The organism is Laedolimicola ammoniilytica (assembly GCF_025567165.1).
Lineage (GTDB): Bacteria > Bacillota > Clostridia > Lachnospirales > Lachnospiraceae > Laedolimicola > Laedolimicola ammoniilytica.
In genome coordinates, this window is record NZ_JAOQKC010000006.1 from 159,368 (window position 1) to 182,568 (window position 23,201).

General features: G+C 48.0%; 21 protein-coding genes and 1 tRNA gene. 3 read left to right on the forward strand and 19 right to left on the reverse strand.

The window, feature by feature from the left end; all coding sequences use genetic code 11:
* Positions 1 to 86: 86 nt before the first annotated feature.
* The 3 genes from OCV63_RS06355 to thyA all read right to left on the reverse strand — a co-directional run bounded on the left by OCV63_RS06355 (position 87) and on the right by thyA (position 2,791).
* The gene (locus OCV63_RS06355; protein WP_158362885.1) at positions 87 to 1,112 is read right to left on the reverse strand and encodes a branched-chain amino acid aminotransferase; all 1,026 of its coding nucleotides are present in this window, start codon (positions 1,110 to 1,112) and stop codon (positions 87 to 89) included.
* A gap of 186 nt (positions 1,113 to 1,298) precedes the next feature.
* Positions 1,299 to 1,790 (reverse strand): dihydrofolate reductase, encoded by a 492-nt coding sequence (locus OCV63_RS06360; RefSeq protein WP_158362887.1) that lies wholly within the window; start codon positions 1,788 to 1,790, stop codon positions 1,299 to 1,301.
* Between the two features lie 152 nt (positions 1,791 to 1,942).
* Complete coding sequence (gene thyA, locus OCV63_RS06365) at positions 1,943 to 2,791, reverse strand: thymidylate synthase (RefSeq protein WP_158362889.1); 849 nt, start codon at positions 2,789 to 2,791, stop codon at positions 1,943 to 1,945.
* Positions 2,792 to 3,027: 236 nt separating this feature from the next.
* Here thyA and OCV63_RS06370 point away from each other — a divergent pair.
* Both OCV63_RS06370 and OCV63_RS06375 read left to right on the forward strand, forming a co-directional pair.
* Positions 3,028 to 3,100, forward strand: a tRNA-Gly gene (locus OCV63_RS06370).
* Positions 3,101 to 3,317: 217 nt separating this feature from the next.
* The gene (locus OCV63_RS06375) at positions 3,318 to 4,154 is read left to right on the forward strand and encodes an amidohydrolase family protein (RefSeq protein WP_158362896.1); all 837 of its coding nucleotides are present in this window, start codon (positions 3,318 to 3,320) and stop codon (positions 4,152 to 4,154) included.
* Positions 4,155 to 4,237: 83 nt separating this feature from the next.
* Here OCV63_RS06375 and OCV63_RS06380 read toward each other — a convergent pair whose 3' ends face one another.
* The 5 genes from OCV63_RS06380 to glyA all read right to left on the reverse strand — a co-directional run bounded on the left by OCV63_RS06380 (position 4,238) and on the right by glyA (position 10,958).
* Positions 4,238 to 5,521, reverse strand: coding sequence for an N-acetylmuramoyl-L-alanine amidase family protein (locus OCV63_RS06380; protein WP_158362898.1), 1,284 nt, complete (start codon positions 5,519 to 5,521; stop codon positions 4,238 to 4,240).
* Between the two features lie 51 nt (positions 5,522 to 5,572).
* Positions 5,573 to 6,973 (reverse strand): ABC transporter permease, encoded by a 1,401-nt coding sequence (locus OCV63_RS06385; RefSeq protein WP_158362900.1) that lies wholly within the window; start codon positions 6,971 to 6,973, stop codon positions 5,573 to 5,575.
* A 63-nt stretch (positions 6,974 to 7,036) separates the two neighbouring features.
* Complete coding sequence (locus OCV63_RS06390) at positions 7,037 to 8,788, reverse strand: COG1361 S-layer family protein (RefSeq protein WP_158362902.1); 1,752 nt, start codon at positions 8,786 to 8,788, stop codon at positions 7,037 to 7,039.
* Positions 8,789 to 8,793: 5 nt separating this feature from the next.
* Positions 8,794 to 9,522: an ABC transporter ATP-binding protein gene (locus OCV63_RS06395; protein WP_158362904.1), complete on the reverse strand. Its 729-nt coding sequence runs from the start codon at positions 9,520 to 9,522 to the stop codon at positions 8,794 to 8,796.
* A 194-nt stretch (positions 9,523 to 9,716) separates the two neighbouring features.
* Positions 9,717 to 10,958, reverse strand: a complete 1,242-nt coding sequence (glyA, locus tag OCV63_RS06400) for a serine hydroxymethyltransferase (RefSeq protein WP_158362906.1) — start codon at positions 10,956 to 10,958, stop codon at positions 9,717 to 9,719.
* Between the two features lie 296 nt (positions 10,959 to 11,254).
* On the opposite strand from glyA, the gene OCV63_RS06405 reads away from it, so the two are divergent.
* The gene (locus OCV63_RS06405; RefSeq protein ID WP_158362908.1) at positions 11,255 to 11,617 is read left to right on the forward strand and encodes a sporulation initiation factor Spo0A C-terminal domain-containing protein; all 363 of its coding nucleotides are present in this window, start codon (positions 11,255 to 11,257) and stop codon (positions 11,615 to 11,617) included.
* Between the two features lie 55 nt (positions 11,618 to 11,672).
* On the opposite strand, the gene OCV63_RS06410 is transcribed toward OCV63_RS06405, so the two are convergent.
* From OCV63_RS06410 to OCV63_RS06460, 11 genes are read right to left on the reverse strand one after another with little or no spacing between them, the layout of a single operon-like run.
* On the reverse strand, positions 11,673 to 12,710 hold the full coding sequence (locus tag OCV63_RS06410; protein WP_158362910.1) for a glycosyltransferase family 4 protein: 1,038 nt from the start codon (positions 12,708 to 12,710) through the stop codon (positions 11,673 to 11,675).
* A gap of 3 nt (positions 12,711 to 12,713) precedes the next feature.
* A complete protein-coding gene (locus OCV63_RS06415) occupies positions 12,714 to 13,952 on the reverse strand; it encodes a nucleotide sugar dehydrogenase (protein ID WP_158362912.1) in 1,239 nt (412 codons plus the stop codon).
* 3 nt (positions 13,953 to 13,955) lie between these two features.
* Positions 13,956 to 15,062, reverse strand: a complete 1,107-nt coding sequence (locus OCV63_RS06420) for a glycosyltransferase (RefSeq protein ID WP_158362913.1) — start codon at positions 15,060 to 15,062, stop codon at positions 13,956 to 13,958.
* Positions 15,063 to 16,091 (reverse strand): glycosyl transferase, encoded by a 1,029-nt coding sequence (locus tag OCV63_RS06425; protein WP_158362915.1) that lies wholly within the window; start codon positions 16,089 to 16,091, stop codon positions 15,063 to 15,065.
* On the reverse strand, positions 16,091 to 16,828 hold the full coding sequence (locus tag OCV63_RS06430) for a WecB/TagA/CpsF family glycosyltransferase (RefSeq protein WP_158362917.1): 738 nt from the start codon (positions 16,826 to 16,828) through the stop codon (positions 16,091 to 16,093). The genes OCV63_RS06425 and OCV63_RS06430 overlap by 1 nt, the downstream gene beginning before the upstream one ends.
* 15 nt (positions 16,829 to 16,843) lie before the next feature.
* Positions 16,844 to 18,370, reverse strand: coding sequence for a lipopolysaccharide biosynthesis protein (locus tag OCV63_RS06435; RefSeq protein WP_158362919.1), 1,527 nt, complete (start codon positions 18,368 to 18,370; stop codon positions 16,844 to 16,846).
* A 2-nt stretch (positions 18,371 to 18,372) separates the two neighbouring features.
* On the reverse strand, positions 18,373 to 19,362 hold the full coding sequence (locus OCV63_RS06440) for a glycosyltransferase family 2 protein (protein ID WP_158362921.1): 990 nt from the start codon (positions 19,360 to 19,362) through the stop codon (positions 18,373 to 18,375).
* Positions 19,355 to 20,350, reverse strand: a complete 996-nt coding sequence (locus OCV63_RS06445) for a glycosyltransferase family 10 domain-containing protein (RefSeq protein ID WP_158362923.1) — start codon at positions 20,348 to 20,350, stop codon at positions 19,355 to 19,357. Before OCV63_RS06445 ends, OCV63_RS06440 begins: the two co-directional genes overlap by 8 nt.
* Positions 20,347 to 21,606: a glycosyltransferase family 4 protein gene (locus tag OCV63_RS06450; RefSeq protein ID WP_158362925.1), complete on the reverse strand. Its 1,260-nt coding sequence runs from the start codon at positions 21,604 to 21,606 to the stop codon at positions 20,347 to 20,349. Before OCV63_RS06450 ends, OCV63_RS06445 begins: the two co-directional genes overlap by 4 nt.
* Positions 21,607 to 21,613: 7 nt before the next feature.
* The gene (locus OCV63_RS06455) at positions 21,614 to 22,462 is read right to left on the reverse strand and encodes a glycosyltransferase family 2 protein (protein WP_158362927.1); all 849 of its coding nucleotides are present in this window, start codon (positions 22,460 to 22,462) and stop codon (positions 21,614 to 21,616) included.
* A 9-nt stretch (positions 22,463 to 22,471) separates the two neighbouring features.
* Positions 22,472 to 23,197 (reverse strand): hypothetical protein, encoded by a 726-nt coding sequence (locus OCV63_RS06460; RefSeq protein WP_158362929.1) that lies wholly within the window; start codon positions 23,195 to 23,197, stop codon positions 22,472 to 22,474.
* Between the last annotated feature and the right edge of the window lie 4 nt (positions 23,198 to 23,201).

A 23,201-nucleotide genomic window follows, 5' to 3' on the forward strand; every position in this document is an offset into this window, starting at 1 on the left:
CGGATTTTTCTATTACATAACAAGAGACAGGATAAGTCTCCTTATCCCGCCTCTTATGTAACTTAAAATGCCGTCTTGTTTAAAAATTACTCTACAACCTTGATCCAGCCCTTCGGAGCCTCGATGCGGCCCATCTGGATACCTGTCAGGGTGTCATACAGCTTCTTGGTAACCGGTCCCATATCGGTCATGCCGCTGGGGAAGCAGATCTCGTTGCCATGATCTACGATCTTTCCTACCGGAGAAATAACGGCTGCTGTTCCGCAAAGTCCGCACTCCGCAAACTCCTTTACCTCTGCAAACGGCACGGTTCTCTCCTCTACTTCCATTCCCAGGTACTCTTTTGCTACATATACCAGAGAACGGCGTGTGATGGACGGAAGGATGCTGTTGGACTTCGGAGTTACCAGCTTGCCATCCTTCGTTACAAACAGGAAGTTTGCTCCGCCTGTCTCCTCCACATTGGTTCTGGTCGCTGCATCCAGGTACAGGTTCTCATCAAAGCCCTCCTGATGGGCGGTTACGATAGCGTGCATACTCATGGCGTAGTTCAGACCTGCCTTGATGTGGCCTGATCCATGGGGTGCCGCGCGGTCAAAATCAGATACCTTGATGGTAAGGGGCTTTACGCCGCCCTTGAAATACGGTCCTACCGGAGTACCGAATACACGGAACTGATACTCGTCAGCCGGCTTTACACCGATAACCGGGTTGGTTCCGAACATATACGGACGGATATACAGAGTTGCGCCTGTTCCGTAGGGCGGTACATAGGCTTCATTTGCCTTTACGGTCTGTACAACTGCGTCCACGAAGCGATCCTCCGGGAATACCGGCATCTCCAGACGCTTTGCAGACTGAACCATACGCTCTGCGTTCAGGTCCGGGCGGAAGATAACCGTCTTGCCCTGCTCTGTGGTGTATGCCTTCATACCCTCAAATACAGTCTGCGCGTACTGCAGAACGCCTGCGCACTCATTCAGGACTACATTTGCGTCGTCGGTGAGGCCGCCCTCATCCCATGCGCCATCCTTAAAGTTGGATACGTAACGCTTATCTGTCTGTACGTAACCGAAACCAATATTTGACCAGTCTAAATTTTTCTTTTCCATGTCAAAGCTCCTCCTTACACTCATTCAGTAATTTTCTGATTTTCCTTTGGGGATTCCTGAAAATTTACTCCAGCCGTATGCCTGTATTCACACTGAGGCTGCCGCGGTCTTACCCGTACTGAACTTTAATTTTTTATATTATAGATCAGATTCTTTGATACTGCAATGAGAAAAAGTGTTAATTTCCTATTTTTTTCGTTCGTATTTGCAGAAGGTGAACTCCAGGTCGAAATAGGTCTTCTCGTCGCTCTCCCCGGTCAGCTCCCACTCCGGATCCTCCTCCAGGTTCGGGAACCAGGCGTCGGCCATGTATTCATGATCGATACGGGTCACATGGGCCACGTTGCAGTAGGGCAGGAACTGCCTGTAAATGGTGTCGCCGCCGATGACATATACGTCCTCCGGCGGGTACTCGCTGATAAGCTCCATCGCCTCTTCTACCGTGTGAACCACCTCTGCGCCCTTTACCTGGTACTCCGGATTCCGGGTCAGCACGATGTTCGTGCGGTTCTTTAAGGGCAGGCCGTTCGGGAAGGTCTCCAGGGTTTTCCGGCCCATGACGACCACTTTTCCGGTGGTGGCAGTGCGGAAGAACTTCATATCCTCCGGGATGCTGACCAGCAGCTTATTCTGGTAGCCGATGGCCCAGTTTTTATCTACGGCAACGATCAGATTCATAGTTCTAAAACTCCTTTTACATATTTTTACTTAACATACTTTCTTACATACAACGGTCGCAAGTACTTACATTTATTTCAAATTACATTTTCCATTTTTTTATAACAGTACTATGCTTTCCCTTATCTGTTTTCACTTTTTAAGGAAATCTTCTATACCGCAATCGGAATATCCCTAATCTGCGGCTCGGTCTCATACCCCTCCACATGCAGATCCTCCGTGGTAAACGCGTAGAAATCCTTCACCTCCGGATTCAGCCACACCTTCGGCGCCGGATGCTCCGGTCTCGCAATCAGTTCCCTGATGATATCCACATGGCGGTCATAGATGTGCGCGTCCGCAATCACATGCAGGAGCTCGCCCGGCACCATATCGCAGACCTGGGCCACCATCATCAGTAAGATGGCGTACTGGCACACATTCCAGTTATTGGCCGCCAGCACGTCCTGGGAGCGCTGGTTCAGCACCATATTGAGCACCAGCTTCTCCTCGCCCGGCCGCTTGGTCACATTATAGGTAACGCCGTAAGCGCAGGGGTACAGATGCATCTCACTCAAATCCGAAAATACATAGGTATTTGTCATAATCCGGCGGCTGTAGGGATTCTGCTTCAGATCGAAAAGCACCCGATCCATCTGATCCATGTCGCCCTCCCGGTAATGGCTCTTCACGCCGATCTGATAGCCGTAAGCCTTGCCGATGGAACCGGTCTCGTCGGCCCATTCGTCCCAGATATGGCTGTTCAGATCATGAATATTGTTGGATTTTTTCTGGTAAATCCAGAGAATTTCATCCATACAGCTCTTAAGCCCCGTTCTTCGAAGCGTCAACGCCGGAAATTCCTTCGATAAATCATAACGGTTCACCACGCCGAAGCGCTTGATGGTGTAGGCAGAAGTGCCGTCCTCCCATTTGGGCCGCACCTTCTCCCCTTCGGTGCTGGTACCGTTCTCAATGATGTCCCGGCACATCTCTTTGAATATCTGATCTGCATAGCTCATGCGGTAGATTCCTCCCTGTCGCTCTCGTCAGGTATTACGCTTTCTGCCGTTCCGCGCGGTCTTTCTGAATCGTAATCCCTTTTCACTATTTTCTATTATAGGAAATAATCGGCCTGTTTACAAGGGTTTGCACCCTATCGAAAATTTTTTTAACTTTTTTTGAAAAACCTGTTGACAAATGAGTCGAAATCCTGTAAGATACAACATGTCGCTGATGAACAACAGCCGACACAAATGCGATAGTGGCGTAGTTGGTAACGCGCGACCTTGCCAAGGTCGAGACCGCGGGTTCGAGCCCCGTCTATCGCTCTCATCAAAAAGGAATTCTGAGGATTCAGAATTCCTTTTTTTATTTCAAACTTCTTCTGTCTGCTCTCCACTTGAAAAATACACTAAAATCTCCTATACTAAATACTATGAATTTACTGGAAATTTTATATGATATGCACATTTCATTCTATATAAATATTACTATGTCAATTCGTACGCATGTTTCATTCTATGGATTTACAGGAGGATTTTCGCAATGATTATTGATTTTCACACACATATATTTCCGAACACAGTGGCACACCGGGCGGTCTGCAACCTGGAGCAGGTGGGCCGGGTGGTGGCCTATACAGACGGTACCCTGGAGGATCTGAAGCACTCTATGAAGGAGGCTGGGGTCACCCATTCGGTGGTGCTTCCCATCGTGACGAAGCCCTCCCAGTTCCGCCACATCAATGAATTTGCCTGCTCCATCACCCATGAGGAGCCGGACGAGGACGGCCTTTCCATCATCAGCTTCGGCGGTATCCACCCGGATTCCCCCGACTACAAAGGCGAGCTTCGGGCTATCCGGGATATGGGACTGAAGGGCATTAAGCTCCATCCCACCTATCAGAACACTTACATCGATGATATCCGCTATGAACGTATCATCGGCTATGCCACCGAGCTGGGGCTTCTCGTGTCCATCCACTGCGGCCGGGATCTGGGCTTTCCACGCCAGGTAAACGCCACTCCGACCAGGCTGCATCACATGATTGAAGATGTGTTTCCGAATGATAAGGGAGATACCTCCCGGCTGATTCTGGCGCACCTGGGCGGTCATGATATGGAAAATGAATCCGAGCAGCTTCTGGTGGGCGGCGACTACTACATGGATCTGGCCTACATCCTGCGCCTGGCCCTGCCGGAGCAGATTCTCCGCATGAGCCGGAATCACGGCATCGACAAGATCCTGTTTGCGACGGATTCGCCATGGAGCGGCCAGAAGGAGGACGTGGAGTATATCAAACGGATTGGCTTTACGGATGAAGAATTGGAAAAAATTCTCTATAAGAATGGAGCAAAACTACTCGGCCTCAAAGAATCTTAAATTGATACACAGAAGCGAGAGAAATCCCCTCTCACCGGGAACGCATTGTTTTCCCAGTGAGAGGGGATTTCTCTCGCTTATATTTACTTTTTCACAGCTTCTGTTCGGAGCTCGTAGGTGTTATAGGCACGTATCAGAAGCTCTGCTTCCTCGGCTTCCATCACGGGGAGCATGAAGGTAATATCCTCGCCGGTTTCTTCCGGCCACAGATACAGTTCGGACCAGGTAGCCCCTGCGTCCATACTGTAATCATAATACATAACGCGGCTGTCGGGGTCTTCGGCGTGGAGGGTGATCTGGGCGTTCGCCGTATCCTGGCGGGTCAGTGTGTAGTAAACATTGACCGGATCGGTGGTGTCGGGACGCACCGGAGAAGATACCGGCTCCGTGGTATCGGCAGCGGGCAGCTCTGACAAATTTTTGCCTTTCTGCAGGCCAAAGAACGCGGCAATTCCGGCAGCGTCGCTTTTCCCAAGCTGTATCAGCTTCTCATCGGTATCCATACGGCTCCAGTCGCCGTCCTGATCCATATAGCCGTGTTCAATGATTATCGCGGGAATTCCTTGTTCTTTACTTTCGCGGATCACTCCATAATAGTCAGCACCCTTCCGGCCCAGTCTGGTTTTCACTCCTTTGGATACAAAGCCGTCTGCCTCCAGTTGCTTCAGCACCTGGTCACCGACGCCCTTGCCCCAGGCGTAATAGCTTCCGAAAGCCGATGTAAATACCTCAGAGCCGAAGAAATTATGTTCCTCGGAGGCATTTAAGTGAAAACTGATCAGGTAGTCTCCGTCTACAGCTTTGGCGTAGGCCGCCCGCTCCTTCAGTGTCATGGCTTTATCTGTTTCTCTTGTGTACAGGACTTCCACGTTGCCATAGGTGGACAGCTCTTGCCCTGCCGCCTGAGCGATTTTCAGGGTCAGGTATTTTTCAAAGGTATCCCTGTATTTCGCGCCCAGCTCCTGCTCGTCGGTGGTTCCGGGTCCACCGTGACCGGGATCCAATACGATACGGATACGGGGAACCCCAGATTCCGCAGCCAGTTCTTCCGGACTCGACCGTGTGATTTCTTCTACATCGTCTGGCATTTCGTCGTTTCCATTTTTTTCCTGTCCTGCTGTCGCATCTTCCGAAACTACCGGAACCGCCATCTGTGCTGCTTCCTCTCCCGCTGCCGCAAACGCATTTCCCCCGGAGGCCAAAAGAGCAGACCCGGCATTCCCGCCAGGTCCGCTGATTTCGTTGTCTCCAAGCGTATGTACCAGAAGCAGGGCAATGACTGCCACGCAGACCACCGCCGCTCCCGTCAGAACATATTGCAGCCGGAGCAATACTCTTTTCCGTCTCTTTCTGCCGTTCTTTTTCATACTCTCTTACCGTCTTTACTTCTACCTGCAGCCCTCTTCCGGGCTTTTCGCTTACTCGTTTCGGATCGCCGCCAGCGGGCTTAAGCGCATAGCCCGAAGCGCCGGGAACAATCCGGCCACCATACCGATCACCACCGCAAATATCAGCGCCAGCAGGGTCAGATAGGGCGGAATGTATGACACATTCGAGTAATAACTGTCCCGTAGGACGAAATTGATAATGGCCGATATCATATAACTGAGAACGATTCCCACTACGCCGCCGATCAGGCCGATGAAGCCGGCCTCTGCCAGAAACATATTCCGGATAGCCGCCATATCGCAGCCCAGCACCTTCATAACGCCGATTTCCTTGGTACGCTCATAGATGGACATCATCATCGTATTCGCGATACCGATCGCCGCCACGAATAGAGATACGGCGCCAATACCGCCCAGGGTTGCCTGAATGGAACGGGAGCTCTGCTGCACCTGCTCCATCCACTCCGCATTGCTGTTGGCCTGCAGACCCAGGTTCTTGATCTCCTGCTGCACGGCCTTGACATTCTTCATATCGTCCACGCGGATATAGGCGGAATCGTAATAAATCTCCTTATAAGGCTTGCCGGCCTTGGTGGTAGGCTGACCCGGAATGGCCTTTCCCTTATAAATCTTTTTCAACTGCATTTTCAGCGCTTCCACATCACAGAGTACGCTGTTGGAATTCTCCGTATAGTCATTTTCCGTACCCGCCATCACGCCGCAGGCCGGAATCAGATACTTCTTCGGCGCTGCCACCGGAGCTCCCTTCTCGTCGGTACCTCCATTCTTGCTGTTCCAGTAGGCGTCCGTATCGAAAATGATAAACAGCGGATCCTTCATATAATCAATGTCTGCCAGCTGGCCCGTATCCCAGTAATACTGGTTCGTCTTTGCGTCATAGAAGTCTGTGATTACCGTATTTCCATATAAAAATTTCAGCTCCGAATCTGACAGCGGCAGCTCGCTTCCCTCTGTCAGCTCCAGGTTCATCTTCTGCAGGGCTTCCTTACTCATACCCTGAATATTCAGATAAGCTTCCCATTTTCCATACTTGGCAATGGCTGAGGTGGAGAGAACCGGGGAGGCGAGCTCCACGTGATCGATGGTTGCCAGCGTCTCCATCATGGTGTCGTTGATCCGGATCGGCTCATTGCCGGCAGAGCCGGACGAACCGCTTTCCGCAGTCATGGCCATGCCGCCCCCGCCGTAATTCATTCCGCCGCCATTTTCATTGGGATAGACCGTAATCGTGGTCAGGCCTCCGTACTGCTCGATCTGTTCCATATTGGACTTGCTGAGTCCCAGTCCCAGGGAAATCATAACCATAATGGAAGCCGTTCCCACAACTACGCCCAGCACCGTCAGAACTGTTCTGAGCTTCCGCCTCCATAGGCTGCTCAGACTCATTTTGAGCAAATCGCTAAAACTCATGGATTACTCCTTTTCTGTATCGTCTGCGTCGTCAGTGTCTTCTGCGTCCCCGCCCAGATCCACTTACTCCAGGCCGTCCAGATCCTCTGCGTCCAGAAGAGCTGCCGCTTTCTTTGCTTTTTTCTTACGAATGACGATAACAGCCACAACAGCTGCAAGGACAAGCACCAGCGGAATCAGGACATACCAGATCTTGAAGCCGCCTTGGGACTGGCTGCCATCGTCCATCATTCCGTCGTCCGTCATTCCATCATCATAATTCATCATTTCCGTCACATAGAGCTCCATCTCTTTTTCGATGGTTGTTTTTTCTCCGGACTCGTCCTCAAAGGTAATGAGAATTTTCACCTTGCCATCGTCTGTGGTGGCTGCCGCGCCGCTCAGATACGCGTCCACGGAACCGGTTGCGCCCGGATCGATATTGCCCAGATAGGTGTCGCCGCCGGTGACGGAATCTGCCTGGAATTTTACAGAAGCATTGTAAAGCTTGGTTTTGCCGATATTATAGAGGCTGAAGGATACATTGGCCTCTCCGCCCACCTCGATGGACTGGGGCGTCACCTCGATACTGCTGGTGTCAATCCGTGCCTCCTGGCGCACCGGAATGGATACGCTGGCGGTATTCTCATAAGCGTTGACACTCTCGTCCTCATAATTCATCTTTACATTGATGACGTAAGGCTTCTGAGCCAGGTCGGAACGGGCCTCCAGTTCAATGCTGATGTCCTTGTTCGCGCCTGCCGCAATCTTGTCCACGAATACGGTGCTGGATCCTGCAGTGGGCAGGAAGGAAGCCGCCACATAGGTGGTATCGGTGCTCTCGCTGGCTGCCTGGATATCAAATACCATATTCTTTACCGCGGTAGCCTTGGAGGTGTTCTGCATGTGCAGGGTCAGCGTGAAGGTGTCGCCTGCGTGTACGGTCTCCGGACTGGTGGAAAATCCGGTTACAATGACACGGGGCGTAGAGGACTTGCCGTCTGCTGAGATTCCTGTGGTTCCCACTACTTTTACATAGGAAGTCAGGGTTACGTTGCTCAGGCTCTTATCATCATTTTCAAAGGTTACGTTAAAGGAAATGGGCATATAGCCGCTGGGAGCGTCCTTTCTGGTCCGCAGGGTCCAGGTCAGCTCCCGGCGCCGATCCATATCGGATCCGCCATCGTCGGTGCCAGGCAGGTAATCGATGGTCTGGCTGTAGTTGGACGTCTCAATCTCAAAGGGCCATTTGGCTGCGTCCTCACTGATAGCCGGAGTCACAACTGCGTTTTTCACGCCGGTACGTCCCATATTCACCACCGGAAGTACCACGTTGACCTGCTGGCCCGCGTTGGCCACCGGAGTGACCCAGTTACCACCCACCATGATGTTATTGTTGGTGGTCGTCGGGGTAGTGTCGGGGGTGTCGCCGCTGTTATCAGGAGTGGCAGATGGTACGAAGGAATCCAGCTTGGCTGTCACCTTTGCCAGGTATGCGGTCACCTGCTCTGCTGTTTTCATATTTTCAATGACAATCTTCGCTTTCTTTATCTCTTCCTGCGCCGCGGATTTCTTATCATCCGGAATGGAAGACTCCAGTGCAGCGTAATAATCGTCCAGCTGCGCTGCGATATTGGTCTTTGCATCCTTCAGGGATTCTGTCGTTTTATCCGGAGACGCACTGGGTGATGGCGTAGGAGACGGCGTAGCGGCTCCTCCACCCGTTGCCGGACTTGTCGCCTGCGCCACCATGGGCTGCGCCATTCCCGCTGCCGGAACTGCCAGCGCGCCGCACATCAGCAGCACCAGTACTTTTTTCATCCACGTATTCTTCATTTTTCTTATTCCCCCTCTATCTGCTCTGATTTATTTCGGTTGTCTTCTATCTTCACAATCTTACCGTCTATAATATGGAAAATCCGGTCCGCGAAGCTGGCCAGATGATTGTCGTGGGTTACCATGACCAGTGTCTGGTTCCGCTCCCGCACAATCTTCTGCATCAGCCGCATGACCTCTGCCGATGTATTGGAATCCAGATTTCCCGTAGGCTCATCCGCAAAGATAATCTCCGGATCCAGTACCAACGCCCTGGCCACGCCCACACGCTGCTGCTGACCGCCCGACATCTCGTTGGGGCGATGATCCTTGTGCTTGGACAGTCCTACCAGATCCAGCATCTTATCTGCCTTCGCCATCCGTTCCTTCTTCGGAATCCCACGGAACATCAACGGCAGCGCCACATTTTCCACCGCGTCCATGGTTCCCAGCAGATTAAAGGACTGAAAAATAAAGCCCACATGCTCCCGCCGGAACTTTACCAGCTGATTCTCATTCATTTTTTCTAAATGCTGTCCTGCAATGACAATCTCGCCCTTGGTGGGCTTCTCCAGACCCGCCAGCATATTCAGCATCGTTGACTTACCGGAACCGGAGGTTCCCACAATGGAACAAAACTCGCCCCGGTAGATGGTCAAATTCACACCGTTCAGCGCCCGTACCTTGTTCTCGCCGACCCGGTAGATCTTGTACAGATTCTTTACCTGAATCACAGGTTCTCTTTTCTGCGCCATGCTCTCTCTCCTGTGCGCGCAGCCCGGCTATTTTCCCGCCGACTGCCATATCTAGTGTTATATATGTTCAGTATAGCACAGAGATATACGAAAAACTATTTAATTAATTCTTAATTTGCCTAAATCCGGGCCGTCAAAAACCCCCGGAAACCGCTGTCCGGTTCCGGGGGCACACATTGTTTTCTCTGTATTTTTTACATATCCAGCGGATATTTGTCTGTCAGGCTCTTAACCAGGGTCTTCGCCTTTTCTGTGGCGCTTTCTCCCTCTTTGATCATCAGGGCTACCGCCTCGGCGATGGTCTCCATATCCTCTTCCTTCAGCCCTCTGGCTGTAACTGCCGGAGTTCCGATCCGGACGCCGCTGGTCACAAACGCGGACTTGGGATCGTTGGGAATGGTGTTCTTATTGGCTGTGATGTTGGCTCCATCCAGCAGATTTTCCACCTCTTTACCGGTCAGATCAAAGGGCGTCAGATCCAGCAGCATCAGATGGTTGTCCGTACCACCTGACACAATCTTGATTCCCCGATCCATCAGTCCCTTGCAGAGCGCCTGGGCGTTCTTCACAATCTGCTGCTGATATTCTTTATATTCAGGCTGCAGCGCCTCCTGGAAGCAGACTGCCTTGGCTGCAATCACATGCATCAGCGGGCCGCCCTGGATTCCCGGAAATACGGCCTTATTGAAATTAAACTGCTTCGCCGTCTCCGCGTCGGAGAGAATCATGCCGCCTCTCGGTCCCCGTAAGGTCTTGTGTGTGGTGGTTGTCGTCACATGGGCATAGGGAATCGGGCTCGGATGCACGCCTGCAGCCACCAGTCCCGCGATGTGCGCCATGTCTACCATCAGGTAAGCACCCACCTCATCGGCAATCTCCCGGAACCGTTTGAAATCAATGGTTCTCGCGTAGGCGCTGGCTCCTGCGATAATCATTTTCGGTCTGCATTCCTTCGCAATTCGGAGAATCTCGTCATAGTCCAGCACGCCGTCATCGTTGACTCCGTAAGGTACCACATGAAAATAGGTGCCGGAGAAATTGGCGGGGCTTCCGTGAGTCAGATGTCCGCCGTGGGCCAGGTTCTGTCCCATAATCGTATCTCCCGGCTTCAGCATGGCGAACTGCACTGCCATATTGGCCTGGGCGCCGGAGTGGGGCTGTACATTCACGTACTCGCAGCCGAACAGCTTCTTTGCCCGCTCGATTGCCAGACGCTCTACCTCGTCTACACATTCGCAGCCGCCGTAATAACGCTTTCCCGGATATCCTTCCGCATATTTATTGGTCAACGGGCTTCCCATGGCTGCCATGACTGCCTTGGATACCCAGTTCTCTGATGCAATTAACTCAATGTGGCTGTTCTGGCGGGACATTTCTGCCTCGATGGCTGCCGCCACTTCCCTGTCCACTGCCTTCACTTCATCCAATGAATACATTGTAAGATCCTCCTCGTTTTCCGGCGCTTTAACGTTGATTGTCTTTCTCTCGCGCACATTTGTCTTTTTTGTTTGCTCTATTATATTAAAGCGCTCCGGAAAAAGCAAGTACTTTTTTGCAAAATATTATAGTTCGTATATTCGTCAACCCGTCTGTCGATGTCAGATAACTTTATGTCTATTTATGTCGATCCTTGTCTATTTCTCCGAATATACTACCCATTCCGACACTTTCTCATTATAATCTACTGCAAACAAATCTTTTTGTTTTACTTTTTTCGAGGGGAGTTTTACATATGAAACAGAAAATCCAGGTTTTGCTGAATACCACCGGAGTTTTCAGTCACTATTGCGGGTACCGCTATTTTATCCGCGCGGTGGAGCTGGCCCTTGAGGACCCTACGAGGCTCCAGTGTATTCACAAAGAAATCTACGTCACCGTAGCATCCGAGTTCTCTACGACTGTCAGCAGCGTAGAACGCAACATCCGAACCGTCCGGGACGTCATGATGCGTAACGGCGGCCACCACCTTCTCGTGGAAATGACCGGCTGTCCGGCCTGGGAAGATAAGACGCCTTATCCCAAAGACCTCATCGCCATTTTCTGCGAATATCTGCTCAACCGCTACCCGCTGATCTCCGCAATGCAGGTGACGTAAGTACGGCAAAGCCCCGGCTGCTTCCCTGGGATGGGAAGGGTCGGGGCTTTGGCTGTTATTTTATAATTTCTTTATACAATTGTCGATATCGTTTCCGAAAAAGCTCCGGACTCAACTCCTTCTGGGCTTTCCGGGCCGTCTCATCATACCGGCAGGGTTCCTTAAGGGCTTTCTCCAGACATACCGCCAGCGCTGTCGGATTTTCACTCTCAAAGGAATACCCTACATGCTGCTGCCGAATCAGACTGCCCAGACTGCCATGATCCGGTCCCACAATGGTTTTTCCCAGATAAATGCCTTCGCACATGGGGCCGCTTGCTCCGTCAAACACCTTTCGATAGGGCAACACAATGATATCCGCCTCTGTCAGATACCCAAGGACCTCTTTCTCTGTCAAAAATCGCAAAATCAGCTCCGTCTCGTCCCGATATCCAGCCGTCTCCCGCTCTATATAGGCCCGGTCAAAATCCTCTTCCTTCCCGGCCACAACTAGGTGAAACGGTGTCTTCACCATTTTCAACGCTGCCAGCAGAATATCCAGTCCCTTATCCTGTCTCGTTCCTCCCAAAGACAGCAGCACGGGCGGCATATGACGGTACACACCGCTCTCCTGCATCTCTGTCTTCAGGAAACAGGGATACGAAATCCAGCGGGTATTTTCACAGCCATACTGCTCGACCGTCCGCCGTATCTCCTCCGTATGGAATACCCCGGCCGCCGCTTTCTTCAGCATCCGTCTCATACTGATTTCCCGGGCCTTTCCCGGAAACAGATGATGATACGTAATTACGATTTTACTTTTTCCAAAGCCGCCCAGTCCCAGGCCAAAATAGCGCATCATGGTATCTCCATCCAGGAAATGAACCACATCCGGTTTTTCATGCTTCGCTATCCGGTGTAGCTCCTTCATCCAGCTTCGGTAATCTCCTGGACAGCGAATCGAACGGACAGGCAGACGGATACATCTTCCCTCCACCTGCTCCTGTCCTTCCGGCAGCACTGCAAAGCTTTCCTCTGGCTCAATGCGCAGCAGATGATTTACATAAATCAGATGATGGCCGCCCACACTGGTATCCACATACATGATTTTCATGAATCAATCTCTCCTGAATATATCTCTCGTATAAACCTTTTCCCTCACATCGTCCAGCTGACTGTCATATCGGTTGGCCAGAATGGTATCACACTCTCGCTTGAATCCTTCCAGATCATGAGTTACCCTGCTGCCAAAAAAGGTATTGGTGTCATCCAGCGTCGGCTCGTAGATCACGACTTCGGCTCCCTTGGCCTTGATCCGCTTCATGACCCCCTGAATACTGCTCTGCCGGAAATTGTCACTGTTGGCCTTCATGGTCAGACGATAGACACCCACCGTAACCTTCTTTTCCTTCCGGCCATCATACGTATTATTATCACCATAGGCATAGTATCCGGCCTGGCGCAGAACCCGATCCGCGATAAAATCCTTTCTCGTCCGATTGGACTCCACGATGGCTTCAATCAGATTTTCCGGCACATCCGCATAGTTGGCCAACAACTGCTTTGTATCCTTGGGCAGACAGTAACCACCATACCCGAAGGACGGATTGTTGTAATAATTTCCGATTCTCGGATCCAGGCACACGCCCTCGATAATCTGTCGAGTATTCAATCCCCGCATCTCCGCGTAAGTATCCAGCTCATTAAAAAATGAAATACGAAGCGCCAGATAGGTATTAGCAAAAAGCTTCACGGCCTCCGCCTCTGTATAAGCCGTCAGCAGCACGTCGATCTCTTCCTTCAGCGCGCCCTCCTTCAGAAGCTCCGCAAAGGTACGGGCCGCCTGTGTCAGATCCGGATTTTCCAGATCCGTTCCCACGATAATCCGGGATGGATAAAGGTTATCATACAGAGCCTTTCCTTCCCGCAGAAATTCCGGGGAAAAAAGCAGATTTTTTATCTGATACTTTTCCCGGACACTTTTCGTATATCCCACCGGAACCGTGGATTTGATCACAATCACGGCTTCCGGATTCACCTTCAGCACCAGTTCGATCACCGCTTCTACCGCAGAGGTATCAAAATAATTCTTTTCCGCATTGTAGTTGGTCGGCGCTGCCACAATCACATACTCTGCGTCCCGGTAAGCCGCCTCTCCGTCTGTGGTGGCGGACAGCTGTAATTCCTTTTCCGCCAGATACCGTTCGATCTCCGGATCCGCGATGGGAGACCGCCTGCGATTCAGCATGGCCACCCGTTCCTCCAGGATATCCACAGCCGTCACCTGATGATGCTGGGACAAAAGGACTGCATTGGCCAGTCCCACATAGCCCATTCCCGCTACCGCTATTTTCATGCTCTATTCCTCCTTACGGCTCCTGACCAGCTTCTGTATCTTCTCTGCACTACTCTCCCAGGTAAATTCCTTCCGGATACGCTCCGCCGCCCGCTGCCCGATCTCCGGTGCGATACCCCCGGCGATGATGCGTCCCATTTCCTCCTCAGAATTGCAGAGATATCCGGATACGCCATTTTCCACGATCTGCTCCGGTCCCGGCGCTCTGCGGGCCACCACCGGACAGCCCTGATACATGGCTTCCAAAATACTCATGCCAAAAATTTCATGGGTATTAAAGTTTACATAACAATCACTTGCCGCATAATATTGATACATCTGCGTATTCGGAATCCGGTCAAAATAAAAAATATTATCCGCATTCCCGCTCTTTTGGATTCTCTCTTTCAGCTCCTCCCGAAGCCCGCCGTCCCCGATAATGGCCAGCGCGTATGAGCTTCCCAGTCTCTCCAGAAGCTCCAGGGCGGCAAAGGGACGTTTATAGCTCTCCAGTCGTCCCACGAAAAGCAGCAGTTTTTTATCTGTGGGAAGACCAAGCATTCTGCGCAGCTCGTCCTTTCCCACCTCCGCAGTCTGTATCACAGAGGTATCCAGCCCCACCGGAACCACCTGAACTCCGCTCACTCCGCTCTTTTCCATCGCTTTTCGGACCGCCTCCGTCTTTCCGATGGTCAGCATTTTCCGGAACATCCGGATATTCCGCCTGGATATCAGATTCATCAGCTGCTTTTTCAGCCCATTTTCCGTATCACTGTATACCGTTCCGATATAATGATAGCAGAAAATTCCATGCTTTTCACAAAAGCGCACGACAGTCGGTGCATACATCTGATTATCACTGTCCAGATGAACCACGTCGATCTTCCGCTCTGTCAGAAAATCCAGATTGTAAAAACCGTGTACTCCCAGTGCCCGGCAGGCCTTGTGCAGGATGGTGATTCCTTCTTCCGGGCTTTCCTCCCAGTCCGGATTTCCACTCTTATCTGGGTATACAATCGTCACCTGCATGCCCGACTTTTTCAACGCCCTGGCCAGACCCAGCTCCTGGCTGTTATAGAAGCCCAGTTTCCCGGAACCGCCGCAATATAATTCCAAAATCGCCCAGTTCATTTATTTTCCATCCTTCTCCACATAGCTGTCCAGCCTGTCCAGGTCAATGATATCCGAAAGAGACTGTATCTTAAAGGCCGCAAAATGCCGCTGTAAAAAGCCCACCAGCACATTACTGGAACGCTGCAGCTTCTTTGGCTCAAAAGACAGACCATACTTTTCTTCCAGCATTCTCCGAATCGCTTCCGTTTCCTTCAGATAAGGGATATAAATCCGGTATTTCAGCTTCTTGTTTTTTGTCTGGGACTTGATATTGACCCGGCGTCCCGGCATATAACGCAGGTTCTGGAAATGATAAAAGACTAGGGGGAATTTCTCTCCCGACTTTCCGTCTTCCATCATAAGCTTCCCGTTCTCCGCGCCGCAGAACCTATACTGTTCCAGATTCCAGGGAGCCACACCACCACCCAGGTGCTGAAGCTCCCAGACTCCCGGGAACTTCTCCGGCCAGCCGTTCAAATATTTCTGATCGCCCATCCGATCCGGCTCCGGGATGTCAAAGCACCATTCCATGCACTTTTCCTTCCACCAGGTCAGTACCCGACGTCCGTTCTCCGTCTGCCGGAAATAGTTAAACTGTACGCAGTACCGACCGTTGCGCTCCTCCAACTTCCGGCCATAGTCATTATCCTTAAAACGATGGGGCACAATCACCACATCGGCCTTCTCCGCCTCTATTTCCTGAAACAGCAATGCCGGATCCGCATAAAAATACAAATCGGAATCCAGATACGTACAGCTGTCCACCGGATAATGATCCAGCACATATTCAATAATAACAGATGTACAGGTCCAACAGTACTCCGCCCGGGAACGCTCTTTTTTCAGCTTTAGCAGCTCCTCCGTCTCAAAATCCGAATGGTGCAGCACCACCAGATGAGGGAGAGTCATTCCGTCCAGAATCGCTTTCGCTTTGTCATCAAAGCAGAATACATACAGGGTAAAATCCTCCGTCACTTTGCTCAGGGAGCGGTACAGAGCCAGTCCCTTGTCCAGATAGTAGCTGTCAAATAAGGTACAGAAATTCATCATTTTCCTCTCGCAATCAACCAAAGAAATTTGGTATTCGTAATAAGATAACGCTTGAACAGGCGCTTCGGATCCTGCAGTAACCGATAGAACCATTCTAGGCTCAGCTTCTGCATCCACATGGGCGCCCGCTTAATATTGCCAGCAAAATAATCAAAGCCGGCTCCCACGCCTATCATAAGCCCCTGCACACGCCCTTCATGGGTCGCCATCCAACGCTCCTGCTTGGGCGCGCCAAGGCCTATCCAGACAAAATCAGCGCCGGATGCATTGATCCGCTCTACCGCCGCCTCATCTTCCTCCGGCGTCAGTGCCCGAAAGGGCGGCGATTCCAGGCCAGCGATATCCAGTCCGTAGGTCTCTCCGAGCTTCTCCTCCAGCAGCTTCAGCGTCTCCGGCGTACTGCCGTAGAAATAATGCCGGTATCCATATTCCCGGGAGCATTTAAAAATCTCCTGCATCAAATCCGGCCCGGTCACACGGTCCGCCCCCGCAAATCCCCGCTTCCTGCATACCACAGAAAGCGGCTTCCCATCAGGCAGCGCCAGCGCCGCTCCATTCTGCACCTTCCGATAGCTCTCCTCCTCGTAGCTCATGACAGTTGTATGAACATTAGAGATGCAGATATATTTTCCCCGCAGGGCAGATAAATTTTCACGAATATAGTTGAGGGCCGTTTTCATATCGACGGCCGCGATGTGTACGCCCAGGATTGGGCAGAGGGGTGGGGTGGTCATGGGTGCGCCTTTCTCTTAATTCTTTGATTTTCTCTGAACAATTTCTTTCACAAAGTTCAAATAATACCGGAATTCATCTGTTTTTCCATAAATAAGAAGCAATACTCCATTCGAAACAGCCATACAAATGATGCCCTTTACAATTAAGTTCAAAAATGTATTGCTTTTTATTATACCACATAAAAGATAGCTGGATAAACATATTAAGCTCATAATAAGGAAATCTTTTACATAACGCAGATAGTATTCCTTGGCGCTTACCTGAAATCCATATTTATATATAATGTGGATTTCTATGAGCAATCCCGCTACCAGCGCACTGGCTGTGGTTCCAAGCAGTACACTGATGACTCCGACTCTGTTCACCAAAAATATTCCAACCGCAAGATTTACCGCTGATTCCAGTATCGGTTTATATCTATCCTGCCAGAAGAGCCCCTTTGTATTCTTATATACATTCACCGGCTGACGCATTACATTAATGTAAAAATTCAGAGACATAATCAACGGAACCGCCATATTCATGCCGTATTTTTCTCCGAAAAACAATCTGATAAACGGTGATGAGAGACTCATCAAGGCCGTTGCACAGACTACCGCAAGCCAATAGGAGACAAAATTTAATTTCCAAAACATAGCTCTCGCGCTTTCTTTGGACTCTGACGCGACGAAATTTCCTACCGTAGCCGTAATAGCCGAAAACGGTATGGTAAAGAAATTCATTACATTAGTAAAAATCAAATTGTAATTACTGAACACGCCTGTTGTCGCAAGTCCCATAAATTTGGAAAGAATAATATTATCCGTTCCATTTACAAGGAAAGACGCTGTTCTATGCATGAACAATGCTTTTATATTCTTAAATAGACCTTTTTTTTCACTCCCCGTCAGTTCATAACTACTATCTGTATCAAAATATTCCCGATACTGCTTTTGTGCTATTTCAGATAAAATTACATAATTTAAGATCGTACACAGGAACTGTACCGCTAAGTACAGTAAGTAGTTTCTGGTCAGGTATAATACCACCATCTGTCCCACCAGCTGTACAATTTTAAAAAATACATTTGAAATATTCTGTATATAATTTTTCTGAGCAACGGTTAATATCGTAATTTTGTGTGAAAAGAAATACGTAACTGTGGAATTCAGTAAAACAAGACAATAAATCAGCCTGATATGTTCCACATTGCCCGGATCTTTTATGAAAAAATTAAGGAATGGGATCAGCGCCAACCCTACTGCCGTCACTCCTGCTCCAATTTTGTAATAAGAGCTCTTGTAAAATCGAATCAGGGCGTTCACCCTTGGGATGTCCTGGTCTGCAAACGGTTTGTACATTGCAAAAACAATCGCGCTTCCCAGTCCGAGTTCCGCCACCGACAGCATATTCAGAATGTCTGAAAACAGTCCGTTTGCTCCCAGATACTCTTCACTTAAAAATAATACAAAAAATCTTCTATTAATAAATTGAAGCAATACGATTAAAATCTGGCTCGCAATCGCAAATCCACTATTTTTTAAAGCCTTGAATCTTCTCATTTCTATCTCTTACCCGCTATTCTTTTCGCTATCTGGCGTACTTTTCGCATTGTTGTAAAATATAATGGAAAATATGCAATCAAAAATGCCTGTCTCCTGAGTTCTGATTTTCCCTGTAACTTTTTACAGGCTTTTTTACATTCCGTATGAATCTCTTTTTGATATTGCTCTAACCCGCCTATCTGTTCGTCATCCAGATATTTTTGCGCACAGACATACATACTTTCCAGGGTTTTTATATACTTTCTATATCCCAACTCCTGTATTTCTTTAGCATCGTGCCTGAGTGTCTCTTCATATAAGCCTCGCGCTGCGTCAATCGTAACCAGCCGGGCCTTGCTGAATTTTTTTGAAGTTATACTATTTTCACGTATTACATAATCATATAGTACCTCTGGCAAAGTCTCGATCTGATTTGCCGCATAAATCAACTGATAAGTCACAAACTCGTCTTCGTGGAGGCATCCCTCCGGAAAACGTATCCCAGAAAACATTGTATTTCTATATAACTTTCCCCATACAATGCTGTGAATCGCTGTTCCATTCAAATATGCATACATAGCCTCTTCTGGATTGAACGTTTTCCTTTCCTGGGTTACGTTTCTAATCACATTTCCATCTTCGCGGACTTCTTTGTAAGATCCACAGACCAGATCCGCTCCTGTCTCTTCCGCACGGGAAACCAGTAATTCTATCGCATTCTTTTCTATCCAGTCATCTGAATCTATGAAAAAAATATATTCTCCTGTGCATCGCTCCAGACCGTAATTTCTCGCAGAAGACAAACCACCGTTCGCTTTGTGATACACTTTAATCCGTTCATCCGTGCTCTGTATTTCATCACATAGATTTCCGCTGTTGTCCGGCGAACCATCATCAATTAACAAAATTTCCAGGTTCGAATACGTCTGTTCTAATATAGAAGTCATGCATCTTTTCAAATATTTTTCCACATTATATACCGGCACAATGATAGAGACCAGCTTATTCATACATTCCACCTTCTATTTTTTCAATCACTTTCCGACCTGTTATCTTCTGAAGCTTCATCAGAAAACCATGTGCCCGCTTATATACCCAATATCTTCTCTGATAGCTTTTCCCCCAAAATACTCGGTTTCTCCTATATGCAGCTTCCACAGATTGTTCCACAATATGTGTTATAAATTGCTCCAGTTTTTCCTGCATCTTCTCCGGTTGAATTTTTTCTGAAAAAGCAGGTTCTGACAAATATTTCAAATACAGCTCGTCATCTTCATCTACTCTTTTTACATAAGCAACCAATTCCTCCAGGCTTGGAAAATCCGTCACATTAATAAACGCCCGTTCATTATAATCCCTTGTTATATCGGCCGCTCCCCAATATATCGGTATCGTTCCCGCCGCAAAAGCCTGCATAATCTTTTCGGTAATGTATCCATTATGTCTGCTGTTTTCACATGCAATCGAAAACTTGTGTTTCCTTTCAAATTCTCTTTTAGAATCTACTCTTTTTCCCTGATAGGTATTAAAAACCTTCCCCCCTGCATTGATATTCTTATATTGATTCACTGCCCTGAAAATCTCCGTACGCATCTCGTCTGCATCCGCATTCGAATACACAAAACTGCAAAATTCTGTTTTACCGGCCAGTGTCATTTCTGCATTCAAATGCTTTTTGAGCGCCGCATCCAAATCTTCCCGATATTCCTTCATAACAAAATAAAATGGGCATCTCAAATAGCGATCTTCAAACTCCATTCGTTCAAATCCAATCGCATAATCGCACATTTGAAAATCCGGGCAGATGTTCTCCCCTGTCACAAAAATACGTACGCAGTCATACTTTATATAATCATCATTAAACACCGAGTAAAACAGATATTCCGGTGTCTCCGACAGAACAACTTCATAATTTTTTTTCAGGATATCTAAAATAAAATTATCATTCTCATTAAAGTTCTTCCAAAATCCAGTAAATTTGATTTTAATTGTTTTCATTTTTTACCTACACATTTCTTAATGACTGCTTTTATTTCTCCCAGACTTTTCTCTGTTCCAAATACGACCTGAATCCTTCGATTTATGATTCTCAGCCATTTTCCCTGATTGCTGAAAAATCCTGTTGGCTTCTGATAGACAGCCGGTACGTCCATCTTTACTTCTTCTAACACTTTCATCCATTCTTTTGTCAGCTTTTCCGGATCAAAAGCGTCACAGACAAACTTTTGAGCATTTTTTCCCAATGTCTGATTTAATTTTCTATCCTGAAGAAGCCGGATCACGTCATCCGCAAGCTTCTTTTCTTTATGATACATCAAACCTGTCTCGTGGTGTCTGACAGTATCCAACAATCCATTTTTCGCTTTTGTGACAATGGGAATCCCACAAGCCTCCATCTCCACTGCACTGAGTCCAAATGTCTCTGTACAGGCTGAAGGATTGATAATTCCTACTGCTGTTTTATTAAATATTTCATACTTTTCCTGTCCCAAAACTCCACAAAAATGAACAGAGTTTAGAATTTTCCCCTGTTCACCCGTGAGATAAGGCACAAAGCGTTTTTCATACTCCGAATCCGCTATTCCATACTCTCCCAGTCTGGCACCCTTACTATACAGGGAACCGCTTCCTATCACGTACAGCTCTGCATCTGGTACCTGCTCAACAATCTTCTTCCATTGTTCCGCCAGAATATGAAAGCCCTTGCTTGGAATAATGCTCCCCATATAGGTTACAATCTTCTCATAATCATCTTTTCTCTGATATTGAGCCAGCTTTCCGTAAAACATATTAAATACATATGTTGCCTTTTTGCAGATGCGATGATCAATATACTGATCATACTGCTGACGTCCTACAAATACAACTCTCTTTATATTGGCACAGTCTGCCACTTTCGCGGCTTCCCCCTCCTTAAAAGGACTATGTACCCATAGTACTATCTTGCAAGCTGCCCGGGACATCGCATGATAGTCTTCCAGTATTTCCGGCTGTACACAGATAAATGCATCCTGATCTGATGCATCCTGCAGAGCCTGCTCAAAATTCTCTATTTTCTTTATTTTTACCTTTTCTGGGAAAATCGTATCATTATATTGATAGACTGTAATACGATACTCTTCATACTCTGACAGATACCGCACAAGCATTCCGATACAGAACTGTGTTCCTCCCACCCCAGGATTACCCAGTTCCGGATGTCGCATATCCCGTTCGGGTGTCAATTTTTGTCCATAGAGAATTCCTATCTTCATGCTCTTCTTACTCCCATGCTCGCTTTTTTCTAAGTCCCAGCATATTCAAAATATCTTTGCAGATTTGTTTTGCCAATGATATGCTCTCATTTTTTATCAGACTTCCATATACCCATATTCTATCCGATACCGGCAATGTAGGCATGTACTGTGCCCGAAGGGTTTTCCAAACCGCTTTATGTTTCTCCTTTGCTGCGCTCGATAATCCTTGTGCTGTAATTCGATAGGCTGAGCCTGTTTCATCCGTACACACGAACTCACACTTTTCAGAAATTTTCAACAAAATTTCCGTATCCTCATATAAATTTTGTCCTTCCGTATACCCTCCTGTATCAAGAAACAGTTGGCGTCGCAGACAGTAATCGCGTGGCAGCTGAATATTTTTCTGACTCAAGAAATCACGGGATAAAATTCCTCTATCAAATCTTTTTCTTGTCTGATAGTCCCACAAATACTCTCCTTTTGAATCAACAGCTCTAAGCTTGGAAAAGGCTCCAATATTTTTTTTGCCTGCCTTCTCCATATTTAAAATGAGATTCATTTCATTATTCAATTTTTCCGGATTTATGTAATAATCATCCGCATCCAAAAATGTAATATATTCTCCCAAAGCCTCCGCCGCCCCTGTATTTCTGGCATGGGACACTCCTCCGTTTTCTTTCAGAAAAATCCCTTTGATCCATGGATACGCCTTTGTGTATTCTTCTATTTTTCTGCGGGAATCATCTGTTGAACAGTCATCCACAAGCAACACTTCCAGGGGGCGATACGTCTGTTTCAAAATTCCTCCCACGCAATCATCCAGATATTTACTGTTATTGTAATTTGGAATTACAATGCTTAAAAGCGGTTTCATTTTCTATCCTCATTGATTTTTATAGAGCTTCAATTTACACAGTATATTTTTTATCTGATATTTCCACTCTGTTGTCCCATAGGAGATTCCAATGCTACCGGATGTTCCCTGAAATCTGGGATATTCCGGCGTATTTCTGAAAGCAAGCCTATTTTCTTTCAGGCATTTCCAGAACAGGTGCTCTATATAAATTCCGTCTTTATCTCTTACCTGCATATATAGTTCTAAAAAATACGTTTCATATACTTTTATAGGAATTTTATAAAACTTTGTGTCCGTCTGCTTATCTTTCCCATATATCTTTACTGGATTAAAATAGAGGATTCCTTTTTTCATTTTTTCTATAATTTCATCCAGGTTTTCAACCGTTACACGTCCTGTAAGCTTTATAAACTCTTTTTCATTTTTCAAAAATCTACTATTATGAAGGGCATATTTTATTACTTCACCTTCTCCATAGCCTTTTCCATACTTCGCTACTTTATCCCCGTCTCCCTGGAAACTCAGAATCTCCAGTTTATTTTCCGGTTTTCCATCGTACAGCTGCTCTCTCAGTTTCTCTACGGCCTGTTCGTCACCGCTGTTTTCGCAAAATACCACCTTATCCACAGACTTCGCCGCCATAAGCTTCTTCAGGCTTTCCGCATATTCTCCTATTCTTTTATCCCGATCTACCAGCTGCAATGCAAATACATTTTCCCCTGGAACCAGAGTGCCTGTAACCAAAACGATCATAAAA

What these genes read in the sequence shown, in the direction of transcription:
- OCV63_RS06355 (WP_158362885.1), bottom strand. Translation starts at nt 1,112, where the DNA reads ATGGAAAAGAAAAATTTAGACTGGTCAAATATTGGTTTCGGTTACGTA.
- OCV63_RS06360 (WP_158362887.1), bottom strand. Translation starts at nt 1,790, where the DNA reads ATGAATCTGATCGTTGCCGTAGATAAAAACTGGGCCATCGGCTACCAG.
- thyA (WP_158362889.1), bottom strand. Translation starts at nt 2,791, where the DNA reads ATGAGCTATGCAGATCAGATATTCAAAGAGATGTGCCGGGACATCATT.
- OCV63_RS06375 (WP_158362896.1), top strand. Translation starts at nt 3,318, where the DNA reads ATGATTATTGATTTTCACACACATATATTTCCGAACACAGTGGCACAC.
- OCV63_RS06380 (WP_158362898.1), bottom strand. Translation starts at nt 5,521, where the DNA reads ATGAAAAAGAACGGCAGAAAGAGACGGAAAAGAGTATTGCTCCGGCTG.
- OCV63_RS06385 (WP_158362900.1), bottom strand. Translation starts at nt 6,973, where the DNA reads ATGAGTTTTAGCGATTTGCTCAAAATGAGTCTGAGCAGCCTATGGAGG.
- OCV63_RS06390 (WP_158362902.1), bottom strand. Translation starts at nt 8,788, where the DNA reads ATGAAGAATACGTGGATGAAAAAAGTACTGGTGCTGCTGATGTGCGGC.
- OCV63_RS06395 (WP_158362904.1), bottom strand. Translation starts at nt 9,522, where the DNA reads ATGGCGCAGAAAAGAGAACCTGTGATTCAGGTAAAGAATCTGTACAAG.
- glyA (WP_158362906.1), bottom strand. Translation starts at nt 10,958, where the DNA reads ATGTATTCATTGGATGAAGTGAAGGCAGTGGACAGGGAAGTGGCGGCA.
- OCV63_RS06405 (WP_158362908.1), top strand. Translation starts at nt 11,255, where the DNA reads ATGAAACAGAAAATCCAGGTTTTGCTGAATACCACCGGAGTTTTCAGT.
- OCV63_RS06410 (WP_158362910.1), bottom strand. Translation starts at nt 12,710, where the DNA reads ATGAAAATCATGTATGTGGATACCAGTGTGGGCGGCCATCATCTGATT.
- OCV63_RS06415 (WP_158362912.1), bottom strand. Translation starts at nt 13,952, where the DNA reads ATGAAAATAGCGGTAGCGGGAATGGGCTATGTGGGACTGGCCAATGCA.
- OCV63_RS06420 (WP_158362913.1), bottom strand. Translation starts at nt 15,062, where the DNA reads ATGAACTGGGCGATTTTGGAATTATATTGCGGCGGTTCCGGGAAACTG.
- OCV63_RS06425 (WP_158362915.1), bottom strand. Translation starts at nt 16,091, where the DNA reads ATGAATTTCTGTACCTTATTTGACAGCTACTATCTGGACAAGGGACTG.
- OCV63_RS06430 (WP_158362917.1), bottom strand. Translation starts at nt 16,828, where the DNA reads ATGACCACCCCACCCCTCTGCCCAATCCTGGGCGTACACATCGCGGCC.
- OCV63_RS06435 (WP_158362919.1), bottom strand. Translation starts at nt 18,370, where the DNA reads ATGAGAAGATTCAAGGCTTTAAAAAATAGTGGATTTGCGATTGCGAGC.
- OCV63_RS06440 (WP_158362921.1), bottom strand. Translation starts at nt 19,362, where the DNA reads ATGAATAAGCTGGTCTCTATCATTGTGCCGGTATATAATGTGGAAAAA.
- OCV63_RS06445 (WP_158362923.1), bottom strand. Translation starts at nt 20,350, where the DNA reads ATGAAAACAATTAAAATCAAATTTACTGGATTTTGGAAGAACTTTAAT.
- OCV63_RS06450 (WP_158362925.1), bottom strand. Translation starts at nt 21,606, where the DNA reads ATGAAGATAGGAATTCTCTATGGACAAAAATTGACACCCGAACGGGAT.
- OCV63_RS06455 (WP_158362927.1), bottom strand. Translation starts at nt 22,462, where the DNA reads ATGAAACCGCTTTTAAGCATTGTAATTCCAAATTACAATAACAGTAAA.
- OCV63_RS06460 (WP_158362929.1), bottom strand. Translation starts at nt 23,197, where the DNA reads ATGATCGTTTTGGTTACAGGCACTCTGGTTCCAGGGGAAAATGTATTT.